Origin of the sequence: Pseudomonas sp. YH-1 (genome assembly GCF_051990045.1) — a bacterium.
Classification (GTDB): domain Bacteria; phylum Pseudomonadota; class Gammaproteobacteria; order Pseudomonadales; family Pseudomonadaceae; genus Pseudomonas; species Pseudomonas nicosulfuronedens.
Map to the genome: position 1 here is coordinate 6,506,728 of NZ_CP178184.1, position 17,383 is coordinate 6,524,110.

The 17,383-nt window shown below is 65.2% G+C and carries 11 protein-coding genes; 5 read left to right on the top strand and 6 right to left on the bottom strand.

Annotated features, from left to right (window positions below):
- Positions 1-152 precede the first annotated feature (152 nt).
- On the top strand, positions 153-1,025 hold the full coding sequence (locus ACKI1H_RS30185; protein WP_440467231.1) for a hypothetical protein: 873 nt from the start codon (positions 153-155) through the stop codon (positions 1,023-1,025).
- Between the two features lie 273 nt (positions 1,026-1,298).
- Here ACKI1H_RS30185 and ACKI1H_RS30190 read toward each other — a convergent pair whose 3' ends face one another.
- From ACKI1H_RS30190 to ACKI1H_RS30205, 4 genes are all read right to left on the bottom strand, one after another.
- Positions 1,299-4,025, bottom strand: a complete 2,727-nt coding sequence (locus tag ACKI1H_RS30190; protein WP_440467232.1) for a LuxR C-terminal-related transcriptional regulator — start codon at positions 4,023-4,025, stop codon at positions 1,299-1,301.
- Positions 4,026-4,257: 232 nt separating this feature from the next.
- Positions 4,258-5,625 carry a DUF1329 domain-containing protein gene (locus ACKI1H_RS30195; RefSeq protein ID WP_138522141.1) on the bottom strand — a complete coding sequence of 456 codons (1,368 nt, stop codon included), beginning with the start codon at positions 5,623-5,625 and terminating at the stop codon, positions 4,258-4,260.
- A 167-nt stretch (positions 5,626-5,792) separates the two neighbouring features.
- Positions 5,793-7,715, bottom strand: a complete 1,923-nt coding sequence (locus tag ACKI1H_RS30200) for a DUF1302 domain-containing protein (protein WP_138522143.1) — start codon at positions 7,713-7,715, stop codon at positions 5,793-5,795.
- Between the two features lie 208 nt (positions 7,716-7,923).
- On the bottom strand, positions 7,924-9,606 hold the full coding sequence (locus tag ACKI1H_RS30205) for a fatty acid--CoA ligase (RefSeq protein ID WP_138522145.1): 1,683 nt from the start codon (positions 9,604-9,606) through the stop codon (positions 7,924-7,926).
- Between the two features lie 197 nt (positions 9,607-9,803).
- Between ACKI1H_RS30205 and ACKI1H_RS30210 the strand changes: the two genes are divergently transcribed.
- From ACKI1H_RS30210 to ACKI1H_RS30225, 4 genes are all read left to right on the top strand, one after another.
- Positions 9,804-10,979, top strand: a complete 1,176-nt coding sequence (locus ACKI1H_RS30210; RefSeq protein WP_440467233.1) for a thiolase family protein — start codon at positions 9,804-9,806, stop codon at positions 10,977-10,979.
- 197 nt (positions 10,980-11,176) lie between these two features.
- On the top strand, positions 11,177-11,926 hold the full coding sequence (locus ACKI1H_RS30215) for a gluconate 2-dehydrogenase subunit 3 family protein (protein ID WP_440467234.1): 750 nt from the start codon (positions 11,177-11,179) through the stop codon (positions 11,924-11,926).
- A 3-nt stretch (positions 11,927-11,929) separates the two neighbouring features.
- Positions 11,930-13,708, top strand: coding sequence for a GMC family oxidoreductase (locus ACKI1H_RS30220; RefSeq protein ID WP_440467235.1), 1,779 nt, complete (start codon positions 11,930-11,932; stop codon positions 13,706-13,708).
- A gap of 11 nt (positions 13,709-13,719) precedes the next feature.
- Positions 13,720-14,970, top strand: coding sequence for a cytochrome c (locus ACKI1H_RS30225; protein WP_440467236.1), 1,251 nt, complete (start codon positions 13,720-13,722; stop codon positions 14,968-14,970).
- A 39-nt stretch (positions 14,971-15,009) separates the two neighbouring features.
- Here the strand turns inward: ACKI1H_RS30225 and ACKI1H_RS30230 are convergent, their stop codons facing one another.
- Positions 15,010-15,639: a LysE family translocator gene (locus ACKI1H_RS30230; RefSeq protein WP_138522155.1), complete on the bottom strand. Its 630-nt coding sequence runs from the start codon at positions 15,637-15,639 to the stop codon at positions 15,010-15,012.
- 85 nt (positions 15,640-15,724) lie between these two features.
- Entirely contained in the window at positions 15,725-17,050 is a 1,326-nt protein-coding gene (locus tag ACKI1H_RS30235; protein ID WP_440467237.1) for a DUF1266 domain-containing protein, read from the bottom strand.
- Between the last annotated feature and the right edge of the window lie 333 nt (positions 17,051-17,383).

The window sequence follows — 17,383 nt, forward strand, 5'->3', positions numbered from 1 at the left end:
TCCCGTGCTTGTTGTTCTAAAGCCCGAATCACACCACAGCGCCCTCGCCGCCGCGCCCAACCTAGGTAGTGTCGAGGCCCGTCACGGGATGACGCAGGCCTTGCACCTCGTTAACCTAGCCCGACCCGCCCTCGCGCAAGGAAAGCCCGTTCGTGCCGATCCTCATTCGCCGTTCGCTGTGGCCGCTGGCCGTGCTGTTGCTGCTCCTGTGCCGCCCGGCCCTGTCTGCCGACCTGTACTACCTGGGCCAGAAGATTCCCGACATCCAGCGCAACTGGACCAGCGCCGACTACCAGGTGCTGATCGATGCCCTGAAGAAGATCGACGAAACCCAGGTCAACGGCCTGCCCCGGCGCAGCGGCGAGTTCACCGGGCCAATCTACCAGCGCATGGTCAGCGAGGAGAATTTCCGTCCGCAGCTGAACATCTACGCGCCGCTGGAGCTGCGGCAGAACGAGGCGCGCGAGGTGCTGTTCAAGCTCAAGGAACTGATGCGCCTGTACTTCAACTTCCGCGCCGCCAAGCAGCCCTACGGCGCCGAGGCACTGGGCCTGATGAGCTACTCGCTGCGCGAGCAGGCGATCCTGTTCAACCTGACGGTGGAATTCTGGATGACCCTGGCGCAGAGCGAGCAGCGCAACCCGGTGCGCCTGCAAGGCATGCAGGAAGCCAAGGCTGCCGCCTCGATGCTGACCAGCAGTGCGCTGGACTACCTCGGCCTGACCGCGCAGTTCGACCGCCAGGACCTGGTGCTCTACAGCGCCGAACTGGCCAAGCAGTTGCCCGAACTCTTCATCCACCTGCCGCCGGAAGTCCGCGTGCAGCTGCTGATGCGCGTGGATGAACTGGCGCAGAAGCACGCCTACCCGGAAGTGCGCGAGAACATGCGCGACCTGCTGCCGGTGCTGCAGACGATCCAGGCGGACGTGCAGAAGCAGCTGGCCGCCCCGGCCAAGGGGCAGCCTGTGCCCAAGGGGCTGGACTTGAGCGCTCCGCCGGAAGCGGAGAAGAAGAAGGGAATGTGAGACTCGTCAACGGGTAATTAGAACGCTGAGGCCAGTGCAGCATCGGTGTACGCGGTTCGACACCCTCTCCCCAGCCCTCCCCCTGAGGGGAGAGGGGGCCGTTCGGTGCATTCTGGATTGCAGGAGTCAGCCGGAAGCGGTGCGGAGCATCCTTGATACGCCGGGTCCAGCCCTCGCTACGGACCAGTCCTCTCTCCCGCTTGCGGGGGAGGGTTAGGGAGGGGGTGCACGGTCGGTCGATAAGCCGAAATCAAAGACCTGCGCCAACACCTTCTACCGCAACAACCCCAACTCCTTCGCCCGTGCCACCGCCTGGGTGCGGCGTTCAACGCCGAGCTTGTCATTGATGTGGCGGGCGTGGCTCTTCACGGTGTGCAGCGAGATGAACAGGCGCTCGCTGATTTCCTGGTTCGAGCAGCCCTGGGCGATCAGTTCCAGCACCGCCAGCTCGCGCCCGCTCAGGCAATCGTTGAGCACCGCACCCCGCTCCGGCGGGGCTGGCAGGCGCTCACGCAAGGCGTCGATGGCCGGTGATGAAGCGCGCACGGCCAGTTGCTCGCGCAACCACTCCGGATGCTGCAGCAGCACTTCATGCAACGGGATCAGCAGGCCGACCGCCAGACCATTCAGGCACTCGCCCAGCTCGAAGGAAGCTTCGCGCTCGCGGCCGTCCTGCAGCAGCAGAGCGACCAGTTGGCCCTGGGCGAAGCGCGCCTGCAACTGCGCACCGCCTTGCAGGGCACCGCTGGCCACAGCGCGCAACCGCGCCTCGGCGTCGGCCATGCGGCCCTCGCGGCGCTCCAGCTGGGATTGCAGCATCTCCACGTTGCGCGGCAACTGCGGCGAACATTCCGGAGGGGTGGCCGGCTCGTCGCCCGTGTAGGTGTCGCGCAGGCGTTCCAGCCAGGCAGTGGCCAGTTCGACCTGGCCCTGGCCAAGCCAGAGCTCGCACTTGATCAGGGTGATGGCCGACAGGTAGTACACCGGCGGCACATCCCACACGTGCATCATCCGCTCGACCTCGGCGAGGTGGGCGAAGGCGCGGGTGTAATTACCCAGTCGACCTTCCAGGCTGGCCAGCACGCAGAAGCCGATCACCAGGCTGATGTCGCGGCAGGCGCGGGCTTCCTCGATACCGGCCGTGAGGCATTTGCGCGCCTCGTCCGGCTGCAGCGCGAGGCTGCGCAGGTAGCCCTGGTAAAGCATCAACCGGCCACGTACGGCATAGCGACGCTGGGAAGACAGGCCGGACAGCCGCGCCAGGCCCTGGCGCACTTCGTCCTCGGCACGCAGCACCTCGCCGCGCGCCTGCAGCACGCGGGCACGGTCGTAATGCACCATGGCCTCGAACAGCGGATTGCCGAAGCGCTGCGCCAGTTCCAGGGCTTCCCGATTGAGCCCGCGTGCGCGCCACAGGTCGTCACGCACGATGGCCAGGTTACTCAGGGTCGACAGGCACAGCAGGCGGGGGCCGAAGCGCTCCGGACCGAGGCCTTGCATGGCCTCCTCGCAGTGCCGCTCAGCCGCCTCGATCTCGCCACGACCGCGGGCGATCACACCCGCCAGCGCCTGCCATTGAGCAAGCAAATCGCGATGAGCCGTGGCATCGGCGGCAGGCAGGAAGCGCGACAGCTGCGACGCCAGCTCTTCAGCCGCGTCCAGCTGGCAAGCCAGCGCCAGCGCCCAGCTGTACAGCACGATCAGGCGCGGCGTGCTGGCCAGCAGGCTGTCGGGCAGATCCATCTTCCAGCGCAGCAGCGTGGCGACGTTCTGCTCGGCCAGCAGTTGTTCTTCGGACAGGCTCTGCACCAGGCTCGCCGCGACTTCCGGGTGGCCGGCGCGCAGGGCCTGCTCCACCGCGTCGTCGAACAGCCCCTGGGCGCTGAACCAGCGGCAGGCGCGCAGGTGCAGCGCCGCCGCCGACGGGCCGGAACCGGGCAACGGACGCGCCAGCAACAGGTCGGAGAACAGGTGGTGATAGCGGAACCATTGACCCTGCTCGTCCAGCGGCACGAGGAACACCTGGTGTTGCTGCAGGTGGCGCAGGATCGAGGCGCTGTCATGGGCATCACGCAACGCGTCGCACAACTCGGCGGAGAAGCGCTCGAAGCGCGCGGTCTGGGCCAGGAACATCTGGACCTCCGGCGACTGCTTGTCGATCACCTCTTCCAATAGATAGTCGCGGATCAGCTCTTCGGCGCCGTGCACCGAAAGATCCGGCACATTGGCCGCCAGCTCGTCGCCATGGGCCAGCAGCCACAGGCGCAGCCCGGCAATCCAGCCCTCGCTGCGCTCGACCAGGTTGTCGAGGGCGTTGTCGTCCAGCTGCGCGCCGTTGGCCGAGACCAGCTGCGCAGTTTCCTCGACGGTCAGGCGCAGGTCCTGTTCGGTGAACTCCAGCAGCTGCCGCGACAGGCGCAGGCGCGCCAGGTGCCAGTCCGGCCGCTGACGGCTGGTGACCAGCACGACCAGGCCGGCGGGCTGGTGATTGAGGAGGAACTGCAGGCAGCGATCCAGCACAGCCCCCTGGGCCAGGTGATAGTCGTCCAGCACCAGCAGCAACGGGCGGTCGACAGACAGGCTGTCCACCAGCTCATCGAGCAGGTCGTCGAGCCAGGCCTCGAACGCAAAAGGCTGGTGGCGCTGGCGCATCTTCAGCAGGGCCAGGGCTTCTTCGCCGAGAGTGGGGAAATGCAGGCGGAGGCCTTCGAGCAGGCGTTCGAGGAAACGTCCGGGATCGCTGTCCCTGGCACTGAGCCCCAGCCACAGGCTGCGCCAGTGATTCTCCAGCGTCTGACAGAATTCGATGGCCAGCGAGCTTTTGCCGAACCCGGCCGGCGCGGATACCAGTATCAGCCGCCCCTGCAGCCCCGCGGCCATGCGCTGGCACAACCGAGAACGGGCGACGTGGCCATGCGGCAGCGGCGGCCGGAAGAAGCGGCTGCCGGCCGTGCTGGGGGGAACATCGGTCAGACTTGGCAGAGTCGAGAAGTCGGTCATCGGCCTGGCTCTTGCTCTAGCTCTTATAGCGGTCAACGAAGGTCACACTGCCGTCCGAGCCTAGCCGCTCGCGGTCGGGAATAGAAGTCGATTTTGTTACCTTTGCTCACAACATGACCAGAAGACGTCCTACATTCCGCCATCCATTCATCTGACAGATGATCCCCCATAAAAAAACCGGCCCGAAGGCCGGTCTTTTTTCACCGCGGTACCACCCGTGGGGATCGGGGGATCAGCGCACGCCCTCCTGGCGAAGCGCTGCCGGGGTGAAGTCGCTTTCCGAAGCGCTGTAGTTGAAGTCGTAGGCAGATTTCTCCTCGTTCTTCAGACCCAGCACCAGGTAGCGACCGGACAGCAGGTCATACAGGGTTTCCGCGGTGTACCACGGTACCTGGTAGTTGTAGTAGTACTGGTTGAACGCCTCGGCTACGCGCCACAGGGTGCCGCGACCGTCGTAGTGGTCGATCTCCACGGCCTGCCAGGTGTCCTCGTCGATGAAGAAGTCACGCTTGGCATAGATGTGGCGCTCGCCCGGCTTCAGGGTGGCGGTCACGTGCCACACGCGGTGCAGCTCGTAACGGGCCAGGTCCTGGTTCAGGTGACCGGGCTTGATGATGTCCGAATACTTCAGCTTCGGATCGTCCATCTTGTAGTTGTTGTACGGGATGTACAGCTCCTGCTTGCCCACCAGTTTCCAGTCGTAGCGGTCCGGTGCGCCGTTGTACATGTCCAGGTTGTCGGAGGTGCGCAGGCCATCGGCGGCGGTACCCGGGCCGTCGTAGGAGACCTGCGGGGCACGGCGAACGCGGCGCTGACCGGCGTTGTAGAGCCAGGCCAGACGCGGTTCCTTCACCTGGTCGAGGGTCTCGTGCACCAGCAGCACGTTACCGGCCAGGCGCGCCGGAGCAGTGACACGCTGCTTGAAGTAGAAGAGCACGTTGCTCGGCTTGCTGGCGTCGTAGTCCTTCAGGTCGGTACGGAAGACGAACTCGTCCTGGAAGTACACCAGCGAGTAGGAGCCGTTGACCTGCGGAGTCGCCTGGGTCACCAGACGGCGCACGTGGCCGCCGCGGTAGCGGGTAATGTGGTTCCAGATGACTTCCAGGCCGTCCTTCGGAATCGGGAAGGGGTTGGCCACCTGGAAGTTCTCCAGGCCGTTGCCGCCCTGCAGCAGCTTGGTACTGGTGGCGTTCTTCTTGGTCGCCTCCAGCACATTGGCCGGCACGGTAGCGGTACGATGCGTGGTGTACACCGGCATCTTGTAGGTGTCGGGATAGCGCTTGAACATGGCCTGCTGGCCGGGGGTCAGCTTGTCCTTGTACTGGTCCATGTTCTGCGCGGTGATGGTGAACAGCGGCTTCTCGCTGGCGAACGGATCGCTGAGGAAGCCCTTGCTGTCGGCAGTACCGGCGTTCTTGGGCAGGCCACCGGTCCAGGCCGGGATGCTGCCGTCGGCGTTGCCGGCCTTTTCCGCGCCCATGGGGGTGAGGGTGGAACCCAGCTTCGCCGCTTCATCGGCAGAGACGGCCGCCATCACCTGGGAGGCGATGAGGCTGAGCGCCAGGGCGCCCGTGTGCAGCAGGATCTTTGTTGTTCTCATTCGTTTATCGTCCTCGTTGAGTCTTTGCCCACCGTGATGGCCGCCCCTGCGGGGATGCCCTGAAAGAACGGTTCACGGGTCTTGTCTGCTGCCCCGCGCGGCCAGGTCACCCGACCGCGCAGATGGCCCGCCGCGAGGGCGGGCCGCTTGCCGGTTGAACGGCCGGCTTAGAAGGTCACCCCGAAGCTCAAGCTGACGAAGTCACGGTCGTCGACGGTGGAGTACTTGCCGTCGAAGTAGTTGGTGTAGGCCAGGCTGGCGGTGTAGGTGTTCAGGTAGTCGGCGTCGATACCCAGGCTGACCGCCTTGCGGCCTTCCTCGAAGTTGCCGCCGGGGCCGGGAGAGTAGCCGTCCACGTCGTGGGACCAGGCCACGTTGGGCTTGAGGTTCACGCCGGCGAAGACGTCGTTGTAGTCCCAGATGGCGCGAGCGCGGTAGCCCCAGGAGTCGGCGGTGGTGAAGCCATCGCTTTCGCAGTTGCGGCTGACGTTGTTGGCATTGGTGGTGCCCAGGGTGGAAGCGTTCAGCGCCTCGCAGGTGGCCAGGCCGTTGAGGGTGCCATTCAGCGGGCCGGGGCCGAAGACCGGGTCACGGCCGTAGCGCGCCTTGTTCTGGCTTTCCAGGCCGCCGACGTGGGTCCAGCCGACTTCGCCCACCAGGGTCAGACGCTCGGCGCCCATGACCTGGTCGAAGAAGTGGGTGAAGGTGGTCTGCAGCTGGGTGACTTCCTTGCGGCGGTAGCCGTGCAGGTCCTGGCCGGCGGTGCCGGTCAGCACGGAGGCGTTGTCGTAGACGTGGTTGCCGCCGATGGAGACCGGGTCCAGGCCGGAATACAGGATGTCGGTGGTATTCAGCTGCACCGGGGCGTTCGGACGGTAGCTGATCTCGCCCTGCCAGGCGGTGCCGGTGGGCAGCGTGGTGGAGAAGCTCAGGCCGTACAGGCGGATATCTTCGGGGTACTCGATGAAGTAGCTGGAGTTGCCCGCCATCGCCGCCGCGCCGGCCTGGGCCGCCAGGGACGGGCTGATCGCCGCGATGTTGGTGATCAGCTGGTTGATCTGCGCCACCTTGGAGGCGTCTGCGCCACGGCCACTGAAGATCGGCAGGCGGCTGTGATAGTTCATGTAGTAGCCGCCGAACTCGGTGTTCAGGCTGTCGGCGAAGTACTTCAGGGAGAAGCCGTACTGGCCGCTGTCACGGGCATCACGATCCGGACCGCGCTGGACCACCAGGCCTTCGTTCCACGGCGAGGGGGTTACCGCCAGGTTCGGGCCGAGCAGGCCGTTCAGGGTACGAATCGAGGCAGCGTTGTTGGTCAGCACCGCCAGGTTCTGGGTACAGCCGTCAGCCACCACGTCCGGCTGGGAGAAGAAGGTGCCGCAGTTGTCGACCACCGTCTGATCCCACTCCAGCTGGTAGAAGCCTTCGGCGGAAAGGTTCTCGGTGAGGTTCTGCGACAGGTAGAACATGTTCACCGGCACCAGGGCTTCCTTGATCTCGGAGCCTGGACGGCGGAAGGCGGTGACGTCGAACGGGTTGATCACGCTGATGCCGTTCTGGATGAAGGTGCTCTCGCCCCAGTTCACCACCTGCTTGCCCAGACGCACGGTGCCCGGCAGATCGGCGATGTTGTAGTTGTGGTAGATGAAGGCGTCGAGGATTTCGCCGCCGGAGGCCTGGGCGGCTTCCTTGCGGTTATGGTCGGAGAGCGGCTTGAACTCGGTGTTCTCGTCCTTCTGCTCGAAGTCGTACCAGTACTTGCCGCGCACGAAGACGCCGGTATCGCCGTACTTGAGTTCGAGGTCGTGGATGCCCTTGAAGATCTTCGAGAAGGTCTTGCCGGCCTTGTAGTTCAGGTGACCATCGTCGGAGGTCTGGGACAGGCCCTTGCCACCGTTGTTCACGCCGATGAGGTTGCTGTTCGGATTCTGCGTCGACCAGCTGGCCCCCACGGACAGCGTCGAGTCGAACGAGCCTTCGATTTCCCCGATGTTGAAGCTGACAGCGGAGGCGGGAGCCGCCAGCGAAGAAGCCAGACTGACTGCCAGCGGCAACCGTGCCAGGCGCCAGATATGTTGCATGGTTTTCATCGACGCTACTCCATGTGTTTTTTGTTATGAGTAGCGGCGACTATATCCAGCGTCCTAAGGTGCTTGATCGCTCGAAAGTGTGATTTGTCTTACAAAGGCCCTGACTAGACGCCTGCGCAGGCCCCGAGGTGGCGTGGCCACTGGGCTGCGCCGTGCCAAGCGCTTGCTTGGCACGACCGCCCGAAAACCGTGACTTGCCGGTCGTCGGTCACACCGTGGAGAGGAAAGCGCTGCCGGCCTCCTGCCATTGGGCGATGTCTACCCGGATACGCTTCTTGTCGAGCTTGCCGACACTGGTCTTGGGAACTTCAGTAACAACGGCGATCTGCGAGGGAATGGCCCACTTGTTGATGTGGCCCTGCTCGACGAAAGGCTTGAGGTGTTCGCGCAGCGCCTTGGCATCCAGCGCCTGGCCGTCGCGCAGCACCAGCAGGGCGAACGGGCGCTCGCCCCACTGCGGATCGGGCACACCGACCACCGCGACCTCGCGTACCGAAGGGTGACGGCTGATGAGGTCTTCCAGCTCCAGGGAGGACAGCCACTCGCCGCCGGTCTTGATCACGTCCTTGATGCGGTCGCGGATGTCGATGAAGCCCATGCCGTCCAGGGTCGCCACGTCACCGGTGTGCATCCAGCCGCCGGCCCAGAGCTCCTCGCCCTTTTCCGGCTCGCGGAAGTAGCCCTGGGTCAGCCAGGGCGCGCGCAGCACCAGCTCGCCCTGGGACTCGCCGTCCGCCGGGTGGAACCGGCCGTGCTCGTCCATGATCGCCGCCTCCACCAGCGGCACCGGCACGCCGGCCTTGATGCGGTAGGTGGTGCGCTCATCCTCGCTGCCGGCGCAGAGTTCCTCGTTGAGGTAACCGCAGGAAATCAGCGGGCAGGTTTCGGACATCCCGTAGGCCGCGGTGAGCTGGATGCCACGGGCCTTGGCGGCGTCGTACAGCGCGTGGTTGAGGGCGCTGCCGCCAATGATGATCTTCAGCCCGCCGAAGTCATGGTCCTTGGCGCTGGCGGCGTTGAGCATCATCTGCAGGATGGTCGGCACGCAGTGGGAGAAGGTCACCTTTTCCTCACGGATCAGCTTGCACAGCAGCTCCGGCTCGTAACGGCCCGGATACACCTGCTTCACCCCCAGCATGGTCGCCACGTAGGGCACGCCCCAGGCGTGGACGTGGAACATCGGGGTAATCGGCATGTACACGTCGTCGGTGCCCATCAGGCGGATGCTGTCCAGGCTGCCGATGGTCGCGGCCATGGCCAGGGTGTGCAGCACCAGCTGGCGGTGGGTGAAGTACACGCCCTTGGGGTTGCCGGTGGTGCCAGTGGTGTAGAAGGTGGTCGCCACCGAGTTCTCGTCGAAGTCGGGGAAGGCATAGCGCGGGCTGGCGGCGGCCAGCAGGGTTTCGTACTCGCCGACGCAGTCGGGCAGTGTGCAGGTCTTGTCGGCGCCATCGGTGATCAGCAGGGTCTTTTCCACCGTGGTCAATTGCCCGGCGATGCCCTGGTAGAGCGCGGCGAACTCGCTGTTGACCAGCACGAAGCGGTCATCGGCGTGGTTCATGGTGTAGAGAATCTGCTCCGGCGAGAGGCGGATGTTGATGGTGTGCAGCACCGCGCCGATCATCGGGATGGCGAACATGCACTCCAGGTAACGGTGACTGTCCCAGTCCATCACCGCCACGGTGTCACCGGCCTTCACGCCGGCCTCGGTCAGCACGTTGGCCAGTCGCGCGACGCGTTCGTTGAACGTGGCGTAGCTGTAGCGCACGGTGTCGCGGTAGACGATTTCCCGGCCTTTCTCGTAACGGCTGCCCGACAGCAGCAGGCTCTTGATCAGCAGCGGGTACTGGTAGGCGTTCTGTGCAGCGGGGATGACGCGGGTTTTCAGCATGGCGTACGCACTCTCAAGGCTGGATCTCATCAGGATGAGACCGACTCTAGAGCGCCGGGTGTGTCCATTCATCAGTCAAAAGAGTGATTTGCCGATGACTCTATGGCCACATCCGGTCACGCGGTAGAATCCTGGCGCCCGGTCGTTCACGCCCGGTACCCAGATAGCGCATCACAACAAGAGCGAAGAGGTTAGTCATGTCCGAGATCGTCATCGTCAGCGGCGCCCGTACTCCCATGGGCGGCTTCCAGGGCAGCCTGTCCGGCGTTTCCGCCGTCGACCTGGGCGCCATCGCCATCCGCGAAGCCATTTCCCGTGCCGGCATCCAGCCCGAGGACGTGCAGGAAGTGATCATGGGCAACGTGCTGCCCGCCGGTCTGAAACAGGGCCCGGCCCGCCAGGCGTCGCTGAACGCCGGCCTGCCCGCCGCCACCGGCTGCACCACCATCAACAAGCTCTGCGGCTCGGGCATGAAGGCCGTGATGCTGGCCCATGACCTGCTCAAGGCCGGGACCAACAGCGTGATGGTCGCCGGTGGCATGGAAAGCATGTCCAACGCCCCCTACGTCATCGAGAAGGCCCGCACCGGCCTGCGCATGGGCCACGGCGAGATCAAGGACCACATGTTCCTCGACGGCCTGGAAGACGCCCGCACCGGCCGCCTGATGGGCTCGTTCGCCCAGGAAACCGCCGATAAGTACAACGTCACCCGCGAAGAGATGGACGCCTACGCCATCGAGTCCCTGCAGCGCGCCCAGGCCGCCATCAAGGACGGTTCGCTGGCTTCGGAAATCGTCCCGGTCACCGTCACCACCCGCAAGGGCGAGACCATGGTGAAGGACGACGAGCAGCCGCTGACCGCCAACCTGGACAAGATTCCTGGCCTGCGCCCGGCCTTCCGCAAGGACGGCACCATCACCGCCGCCAACGCCAGTTCCATCTCCGACGGCGCTTCCGCGCTGGTCCTGATGACCGCCGAAGAAGCCGCACGCCGTGGCCTGAAGCCGCTGGCGAAGATCGTCGCCCACGCCACCCAGAGCCAGGACCCGGCCGAGTTCACCCTGGCCCCGATCGGCGCCATGACCAACCTGTTCAAGAAGGCCGGCTGGAGCAAGGACGACGTCGACCTGTTCGAGATCAACGAAGCCTTCGCTATGGTCACCATGCTCGCCATGCGCGAACACGGCCTGGACCACGCCAAGGTCAACGTCTACGGCGGCGCCTGCGCCCAGGGCCACCCGGTCGGCTCCACCGGCTCGCGCATCATCGTCACCCTGATCAACGCCCTGCAGAAGAAGGGCGGCAAGCGCGGCGTGGCCTCGCTGTGCATCGGTGGCGGCGAAGCCACCGCCGTGGCGATCGAGCTGGTCTGATTCTCGATCCGGCATGAAGAAGGGGCGCCTCGGCGCCCCTTCTTCGTTTCAGGTCATCGACCTGGACACCGAGCATGAGGCGCAACCCTGCGTCCAAAAGCACGGAAATTTCCGCCCCCATCATCCGAACACGGGGGCAAGAACCCGGCGCCACGCTCCCTAGCATGGGCAGTCTCTTCGTCTGAGAGTGCCCTTCCATGTCCAACGACTTCAACGATGACGAGCCCGCTCGCCGTCGCTTCCTGAAAAGCTCGCTGACCCTGATTCCAGCTGTGACCCTGCTGGGCAGCGCCAGCCTGCTGGCCGACAGTGCCACCACCGAGACCGCGCCGCCCGCGGCAGAAGAGGCCAAGCCCACCGACGGCAGCTACGTGCCGCTGTACTTCAACGATGAGGAATGGCTGTTCCTGCTGGCCGCCTGCGACCGCCTGATCCCCAGCGATGACAATGGCCCCGGCGCAGTCGCCGAGGGCGTGCCGGCGTTCATCGACCGGCAGATGGAAACCCTCTACGGCCATGGCGGCATCTGGTACCTCAAGGGCCCCTCCCTGCCGGCAGCACCGGAGCTGGGCTTCCAGAGCCTGCTGGCCCCGCGCGACATCTACCGCGTCGGCATCGCCGCGCTGAACGCCCACTGCCAGCAACTGTTTTCCGGGAAGTACTTCCACGAACTGGCCCCCGCCCGGCAGGACGCGCTGCTCGGCCAACTGGAGAAAGGTGCGGTAGCGCTGAGCGACGACTGCCCCGCCCCGATGTTCTTCCAGCAACTGCTGCAGAACACCCGCGAAGGCTGGCTCAGCGACCCCATCCATGGCGGCAACCGGACCATGGCCTCGTGGAAGCTGATCGGCTTCCCCGGCGCCCGCGCCGATTTTGCCGACTGGGCCTCACGGCCCAACGCCCACTACCCCCAAGGCCCGGTCGACATTGCCGGGCGCAGGAGCTGAGCCATGAGCGCACTGAAGATGGCACCCGTCGACGCCGTGGTCATCGGCCTGGGCTGGACCGGCTCGATCATGTCGAGGGAACTCACCGAAGCCGGCCTCAAGGTGGTCGCGCTGGAGCGCGGGGAGATGCGCAACACCTCCCCCGACTTCGCCTACCCGCGCATGGCTGACGAGCTGACCTATGGCATCCGCTACAAGCTGTTCCAGAACCTCGCCAAGGAAAGCCTCACCATCCGCCACACGCCCGCAGACCAGGCCGTGCCCTACCGTCGCCTCGGCGCCTTCCTGCCCGGCAACGGCGTGGGCGGCGCCGGCGTGCACTGGAACGGTCAGCACTGGCGCATGCAGCCCTATGACCTGCAATTGCGCAGCAACACCCTGGAGCGCCACGGCGCCAACGCCATCCCCGAGGGCATGACGATTCAGGACTGGGGCGTGACCTACGACGAGCTGGAGCCCTACTTCGATCATTTCGAGAAGGTCTGCGGCACCGCCGGCCAGGCCGGCAACCTGCGCGGCCAGCAGATTGCCGGCGGCAACCCGTTCGAGGCACCACGACAGAACCCCTACCCCACCGCGCCGATGAAAACCCTCTACGCCGGCGAGCTGTTGACCCAGGCTGGCAAAGAGCTGGGCCTGAGCGCCTTCCCCTGCCCCGCCTCCAACTGCACCGAGCCCTACACCAACCCCTACGGCGTGCAGATGGGACCGTGCAACTACTGCGGCTACTGCGAGCGCTTTGGCTGCTTCAACTATTCCAAGGCCTCGCCACAGTCGACCCTCCTCCCGGTCCTGCTCACCCAGCCCAACTTCGAGCTGCGCACCCAGTCCAAGGTCATCCGCATCAACACCGACTCCACCGGACGCAGGGCCACTGGCGTGACCTACATCGATGCCCAGGGTCGCGAGGTCGAGCAACCGGCGGACCTGGTCATCCTCAGCGCCTTCCAGCTGCACAACGTGCGCCTGCTGCTGCTCTCGAAGATCGGCAAGCCGTACGACCCCATCAGCGGCACCGGTGTGGTCGGCAAGAACTACGCCTACCAGACCAACTCGGCGGTGACCCTGTTCTTCGACAAGGACAAGCACTTCAATCCCTTCGTCGGTGCAGGTGCCGGCTACACCTGCCTGGACGACTTCAACAACGAGGCGTTCTTCAGCCAGGGCAATGGCTTCGTCGGCGGCGCCTACCTGTCCTCCTCCACCAGTGGTGGGCGGCCGATCCAGCAGATGGTCCTGCCGGACACCGCCCCCGCCTGGGGCAGCGGCTGGAAGCAGGCAATCAGGGACAACTACAACCACAACATGGGCCTGCACGCCGAAGGCTCGAGCATGGCCTACCGCGACTGCTACCTGGACCTCGACCCCCGCTACACCGACGAGCACGGCCTGCCGATGCTGCGCATGACCTTTGACTGGAAACAGAACGACATCCTCCAGGCACAGTTCATGGTCCGGCGCATGGAAGCAATGGCCCGTGTACTCAACCCGCGATACAGCTTCTCCGGCGGGCCCAAGCCAGGCTCACGCTTCGACTGGCGCAACTACCAGAGCACCCACACCACGGGCGGCGCCATCATGGGCGAGCACGCAGGGCAAAGCGTGGTGAACAAGTACCTGCAGAGCTGGGACGTGCCGAACCTGTTCGTCCTGGGTGCCAGCGCCTTCCCGCAGAACATGGCCTACAACCCCACCGGCATCGTCGGCGCACTGGCCTACTGGGCGGCCAACGCCATCCGCCAGCAGTACCTGAAGCACCCCGGTCCGCTGGTATCCGCCTGAGGAGAGACGCCATGAAATCCGTTCTGTTTCCACTGGCCCTCCTGCTGGCCATGGAGTCGGTCCAGGCCGACGCCGCCCAAGACCTGGACACCGCCATTGCCCGTGGCCGCTACCTGGCCCAACTGGGCGACTGCGCCGCCTGCCATACCGTCGATCCGAAGCGCCCCTTCACCGGCGGACTGGCACTGCAATCGCCATTGGGCGCGATGTACTCCACCAACATTACACCTGACACCCGCAACGGCATCGGCTCGTACTCACTGGAGCAATTCGGCGATGCCCTGCGCAAGGGCGTCGCAGCGGACGGCCGCCACCTGTATCCGGCAATGCCCTATCCATCGTTCTCCCGGCTCAGCGACGAAGACGTCAGCGATCTGTATTCCTACTTCAGGCACGGGGTATTGGCCGACCCCACCGAGAATCCTGCGACCGGCATTCCCTGGCCGCTGAGCATGCGCTGGCCCCTGAGCCTCTGGAACGCCCTGTTCGTCGAAGCCAGGCCCTATCAGCCGGTCGTCACCCAAACGCCGGAGTGGAACCGCGGTGCCTACCTGGTTCAAGGCCTGGGCCACTGCGGCACCTGTCACACACCGCGCGGCATCGCTTTCCAGGAAAAAGCCCTGGACCAGAACGGAACCAGCTACCTCAGCGGCGCCAAGCTGGCCGGCTGGTATGCCGCCGACCTGACCGGCGCCACTGGCAGCGGCCTGCAGGACTGGTCAGAAGCCGATCTGGTGGAGTTCCTCAAGGCGGGGCGCAATACCCACACGGCTGCCTTCGGCCCCATGGGCGAGGCGGTGGCGCACAGCACCCAGTACTACAGTGATGCAGACCTCAAGGCCGTCGCGGTCTACCTGAAGTCACTCTCCGCCGGGCGCGCAGTGGCAACCGTAGGCAGTGACAACACCAGTGAACGTCTGGCCGAAGGAAAGCCGCAGAATGCTGGCGAGGAGCTCTACCTGGACAACTGCAGCGCCTGCCACCGCAGCGACGGCCAAGGCTATCGAAGCACCTTCCCGCGTCTGGCAGGCAACTCGGCGGTGCTGGGCGCCAGCCCTGACTCGCTGATTCGCATCATCCTGCATGGCTCCAGCATGCCGGTCACTCAGGCAGCGCCCACAGGCCTGAGCATGCCGGCATTCGACTGGCGATTGAGCGATGTCCAGGTGGCGGAACTGGCCAGCTTCCTGCGCTCGGCCTGGGGCTACCGGACAGGGGCTGTTAGCGCCGAAGAGGTAGCCCGCATCCGGGCCTTGAAGTAAGTCCACAGGAGGGCGCCACTGGCGCCCTCCAACATCGACTCAGCGCAGTTCGGTGAAGGCCAGCTTGATACCCAGCCCGACCAGCACGACGCCCATCACCCGGTCGAACCAATGCCCCATGCGGGCAAAACCGGCCCGCACGCGCTGCTGGCTGAACAGCAGCGCCACCAGGCAGAACCAAGCCGCGGTGGCGCACGCCAGGTAGACGCCATAGCCGGCCTGTATCAGCAGCGGTGTGTGCGGATTGATCACCACCGTGAACAATGAGAGGAAGAACAGCGTGGCCTTGGGATTCAGGCCATTGGTGACGAAGCCGGCGACATAGGCACCGCGCGCGGTGCGGGCAACCGGCGCGGCAAGTGTTTCGGCTGCCGCCGGATCGACTGGCCGCGCCCGCAGCGCCTTGAAGCCGATGTACAGCAGGTACGCCGCCGCCAGCCATTTCAGGGCGTTGAACAGCACGATGGACTGCGACACGATCAGGCCGATGCCCAGTAGCGAGTAAGTGACATGCAGGAAGATCGCGCTACCCACGCCCAGGGCCGTCCAGGTACCGGCGCGACGGCCGTGGGTCACGCTCTCGCGCACCACCACGGCGAAATCCGGGCCGGGGCTGGCCACCGCCAGCAGGTGAATGAACGCCACCGTGAGAAACTCCGCCCAGTACATCGCGCCTCCGAACATCCGTGGAAAGCCACAGGTTCTATACGAAGTGCCCGGCAGCCGACAAGTCGCGACGACCGCGCGGCATGCCTCAGTGCACCGAGGCAGGTGCTACGCCGTGCAGGATCGGTAGCTGCGTCAACGGGCAGGCTTGCCACGGCGAGGGGAATTCGGCGAAGGGAGTGATGCCGTCCAGCAGGACCATGCCGCTGTGCAGCAACTGCTTGCCTACCCGCCAGTCCTCATTGGCCATGGCATGCCCCAGGATCACGGACACCAGGTATTGCTCCCAGGTGTCGAAGGCGGCACGAGCCTGCCGAGCCATGTGACGCAGCGCATTCCGTAAACGCTCCTCGTCCAGCAAGCCAGCACTGAAGGCCAGGCGTGCGCCGAATGCCGCTCGTTCCAGGTCATAGGCCAGCAGCGTGCGACATCCCTGTATCAGCGCCGGATCATGACCGGCCCTGAGCAAGGCACGGCACGCACGCTCGATCCGCAGGCCCTGGGCCTGAGGCTTGCCAGCCGATGTCACCAGCACAGGGTCCAGTTTCGCCCGACTGCCCGTATCCAGTAGCCAATCCACTCGTGCCATGACCTGGCTACTGTCGAATGCTCGCCAATGGGTCGCCAGCCAGCGCGCGTGCAGCTCATGCTCCTCGGGAGCGATGGCCAGGCGGTCGACCCGCGCACCACCGCTGCTGGCGATCAAAGCGCCCAACGCCAGCAGGGAGTCCTGTGCCGGCCATATCTGCCGGGCGAGCCTTCGTTCAGATTGAATGGCCACCTCATCGACCCGGATACCCGACAGAGGATGCGCTCGCCAGAGCCCTGCCAGCTCGTTGCTCTCCTGTCGCCCGCCCAGCAGATGCCGCATGGCCTTGATGACCTCCGTCGCAGGCGGTCCCTGGCGGACCAGGATGGCCCGGGCCATGACGAAAGACGCGGCATAAGCCTGCCAATCGACGAAGTGCCATGCCGCATCTTCGGCTACCCAGGCCAGGGTCAGCCAGAATTCCGAACGCGTGAGATAGCCACACTCATGGCACTTTTTGGCCAGAGAGGCGATGCATTCGTGGTCATGAGCCGCCATCGACAGCCCCGGAGGCAAACTCAGGCCGGCACGACTCCAGGCCCGTTTCGCTCTTTGCCAACGCAGCCGCTGCTCGCCGTCAAAGACACTCGGTTCGTTGCGCTGCAGGCGCTGGAAATCTTCGTCGGACTGTCCACCCTGAGCCTTCGCCAGCAACCCCTGCAAGGTCTCGCGGGCGGAGGCGGAGTCACGGATGCCCCAGCCTTCGGCCAACTCTCGCCCCCATTCAGCCGAGCCCGGTCGATCGCAGCGCAAGCCCAGGTCGCGCCCCTCGCAGGCCGCCATCAGCGTGCCGAAACACAGCAAAGCTTCGTGTCCCGGAGTCAAGGCCGCCCACCGGCGCCGAATGGGAACACTAACGGCAGGCACGATCCGAAACCAGGCCCGAGCTGCCAGCATGCCCGCTGTCGTGACCCCAAAGGCCGCTAGACCGGAGAAAACCCAACCCATCATCGCCAATCACCTCGAGATTTCGATGGGAGCACTCTAGAAACCCGGCGCGGACTGGCAGATGAGGGAAAACCGAAACGTCTGTCAGACTTTTCACTCGAACATCTACCATCAATACGCGGCTCCCTCACTCCACATCTGCGGGCAGACCGGGTTGTCCACGGCAGTGGTTCTGCCGAGAATCCCCTTCACCCCGCCCTTCCGATCAAG

Coding starts and splice junctions, on each gene's coding strand:
- ACKI1H_RS30230 (WP_138522155.1), bottom strand. CDS start 15,639: ATGTACTGGGCGGAGTTTCTCACGGTGGCGTTCATTCACCTGCTGGCG.
- ACKI1H_RS30195 (WP_138522141.1), bottom strand. CDS start 5,625: ATGAGAACAACAAAGATCCTGCTGCACACGGGCGCCCTGGCGCTCAGC.
- ACKI1H_RS30215 (WP_440467234.1), top strand. CDS start 11,177: ATGTCCAACGACTTCAACGATGACGAGCCCGCTCGCCGTCGCTTCCTG.
- ACKI1H_RS30225 (WP_440467236.1), top strand. CDS start 13,720: ATGAAATCCGTTCTGTTTCCACTGGCCCTCCTGCTGGCCATGGAGTCG.
- ACKI1H_RS30205 (WP_138522145.1), bottom strand. CDS start 9,606: ATGCTGAAAACCCGCGTCATCCCCGCTGCACAGAACGCCTACCAGTAC.
- ACKI1H_RS30190 (WP_440467232.1), bottom strand. CDS start 4,025: ATGACCGACTTCTCGACTCTGCCAAGTCTGACCGATGTTCCCCCCAGC.
- ACKI1H_RS30200 (WP_138522143.1), bottom strand. CDS start 7,715: ATGAAAACCATGCAACATATCTGGCGCCTGGCACGGTTGCCGCTGGCA.
- ACKI1H_RS30210 (WP_440467233.1), top strand. CDS start 9,804: ATGTCCGAGATCGTCATCGTCAGCGGCGCCCGTACTCCCATGGGCGGC.
- ACKI1H_RS30220 (WP_440467235.1), top strand. CDS start 11,930: ATGAGCGCACTGAAGATGGCACCCGTCGACGCCGTGGTCATCGGCCTG.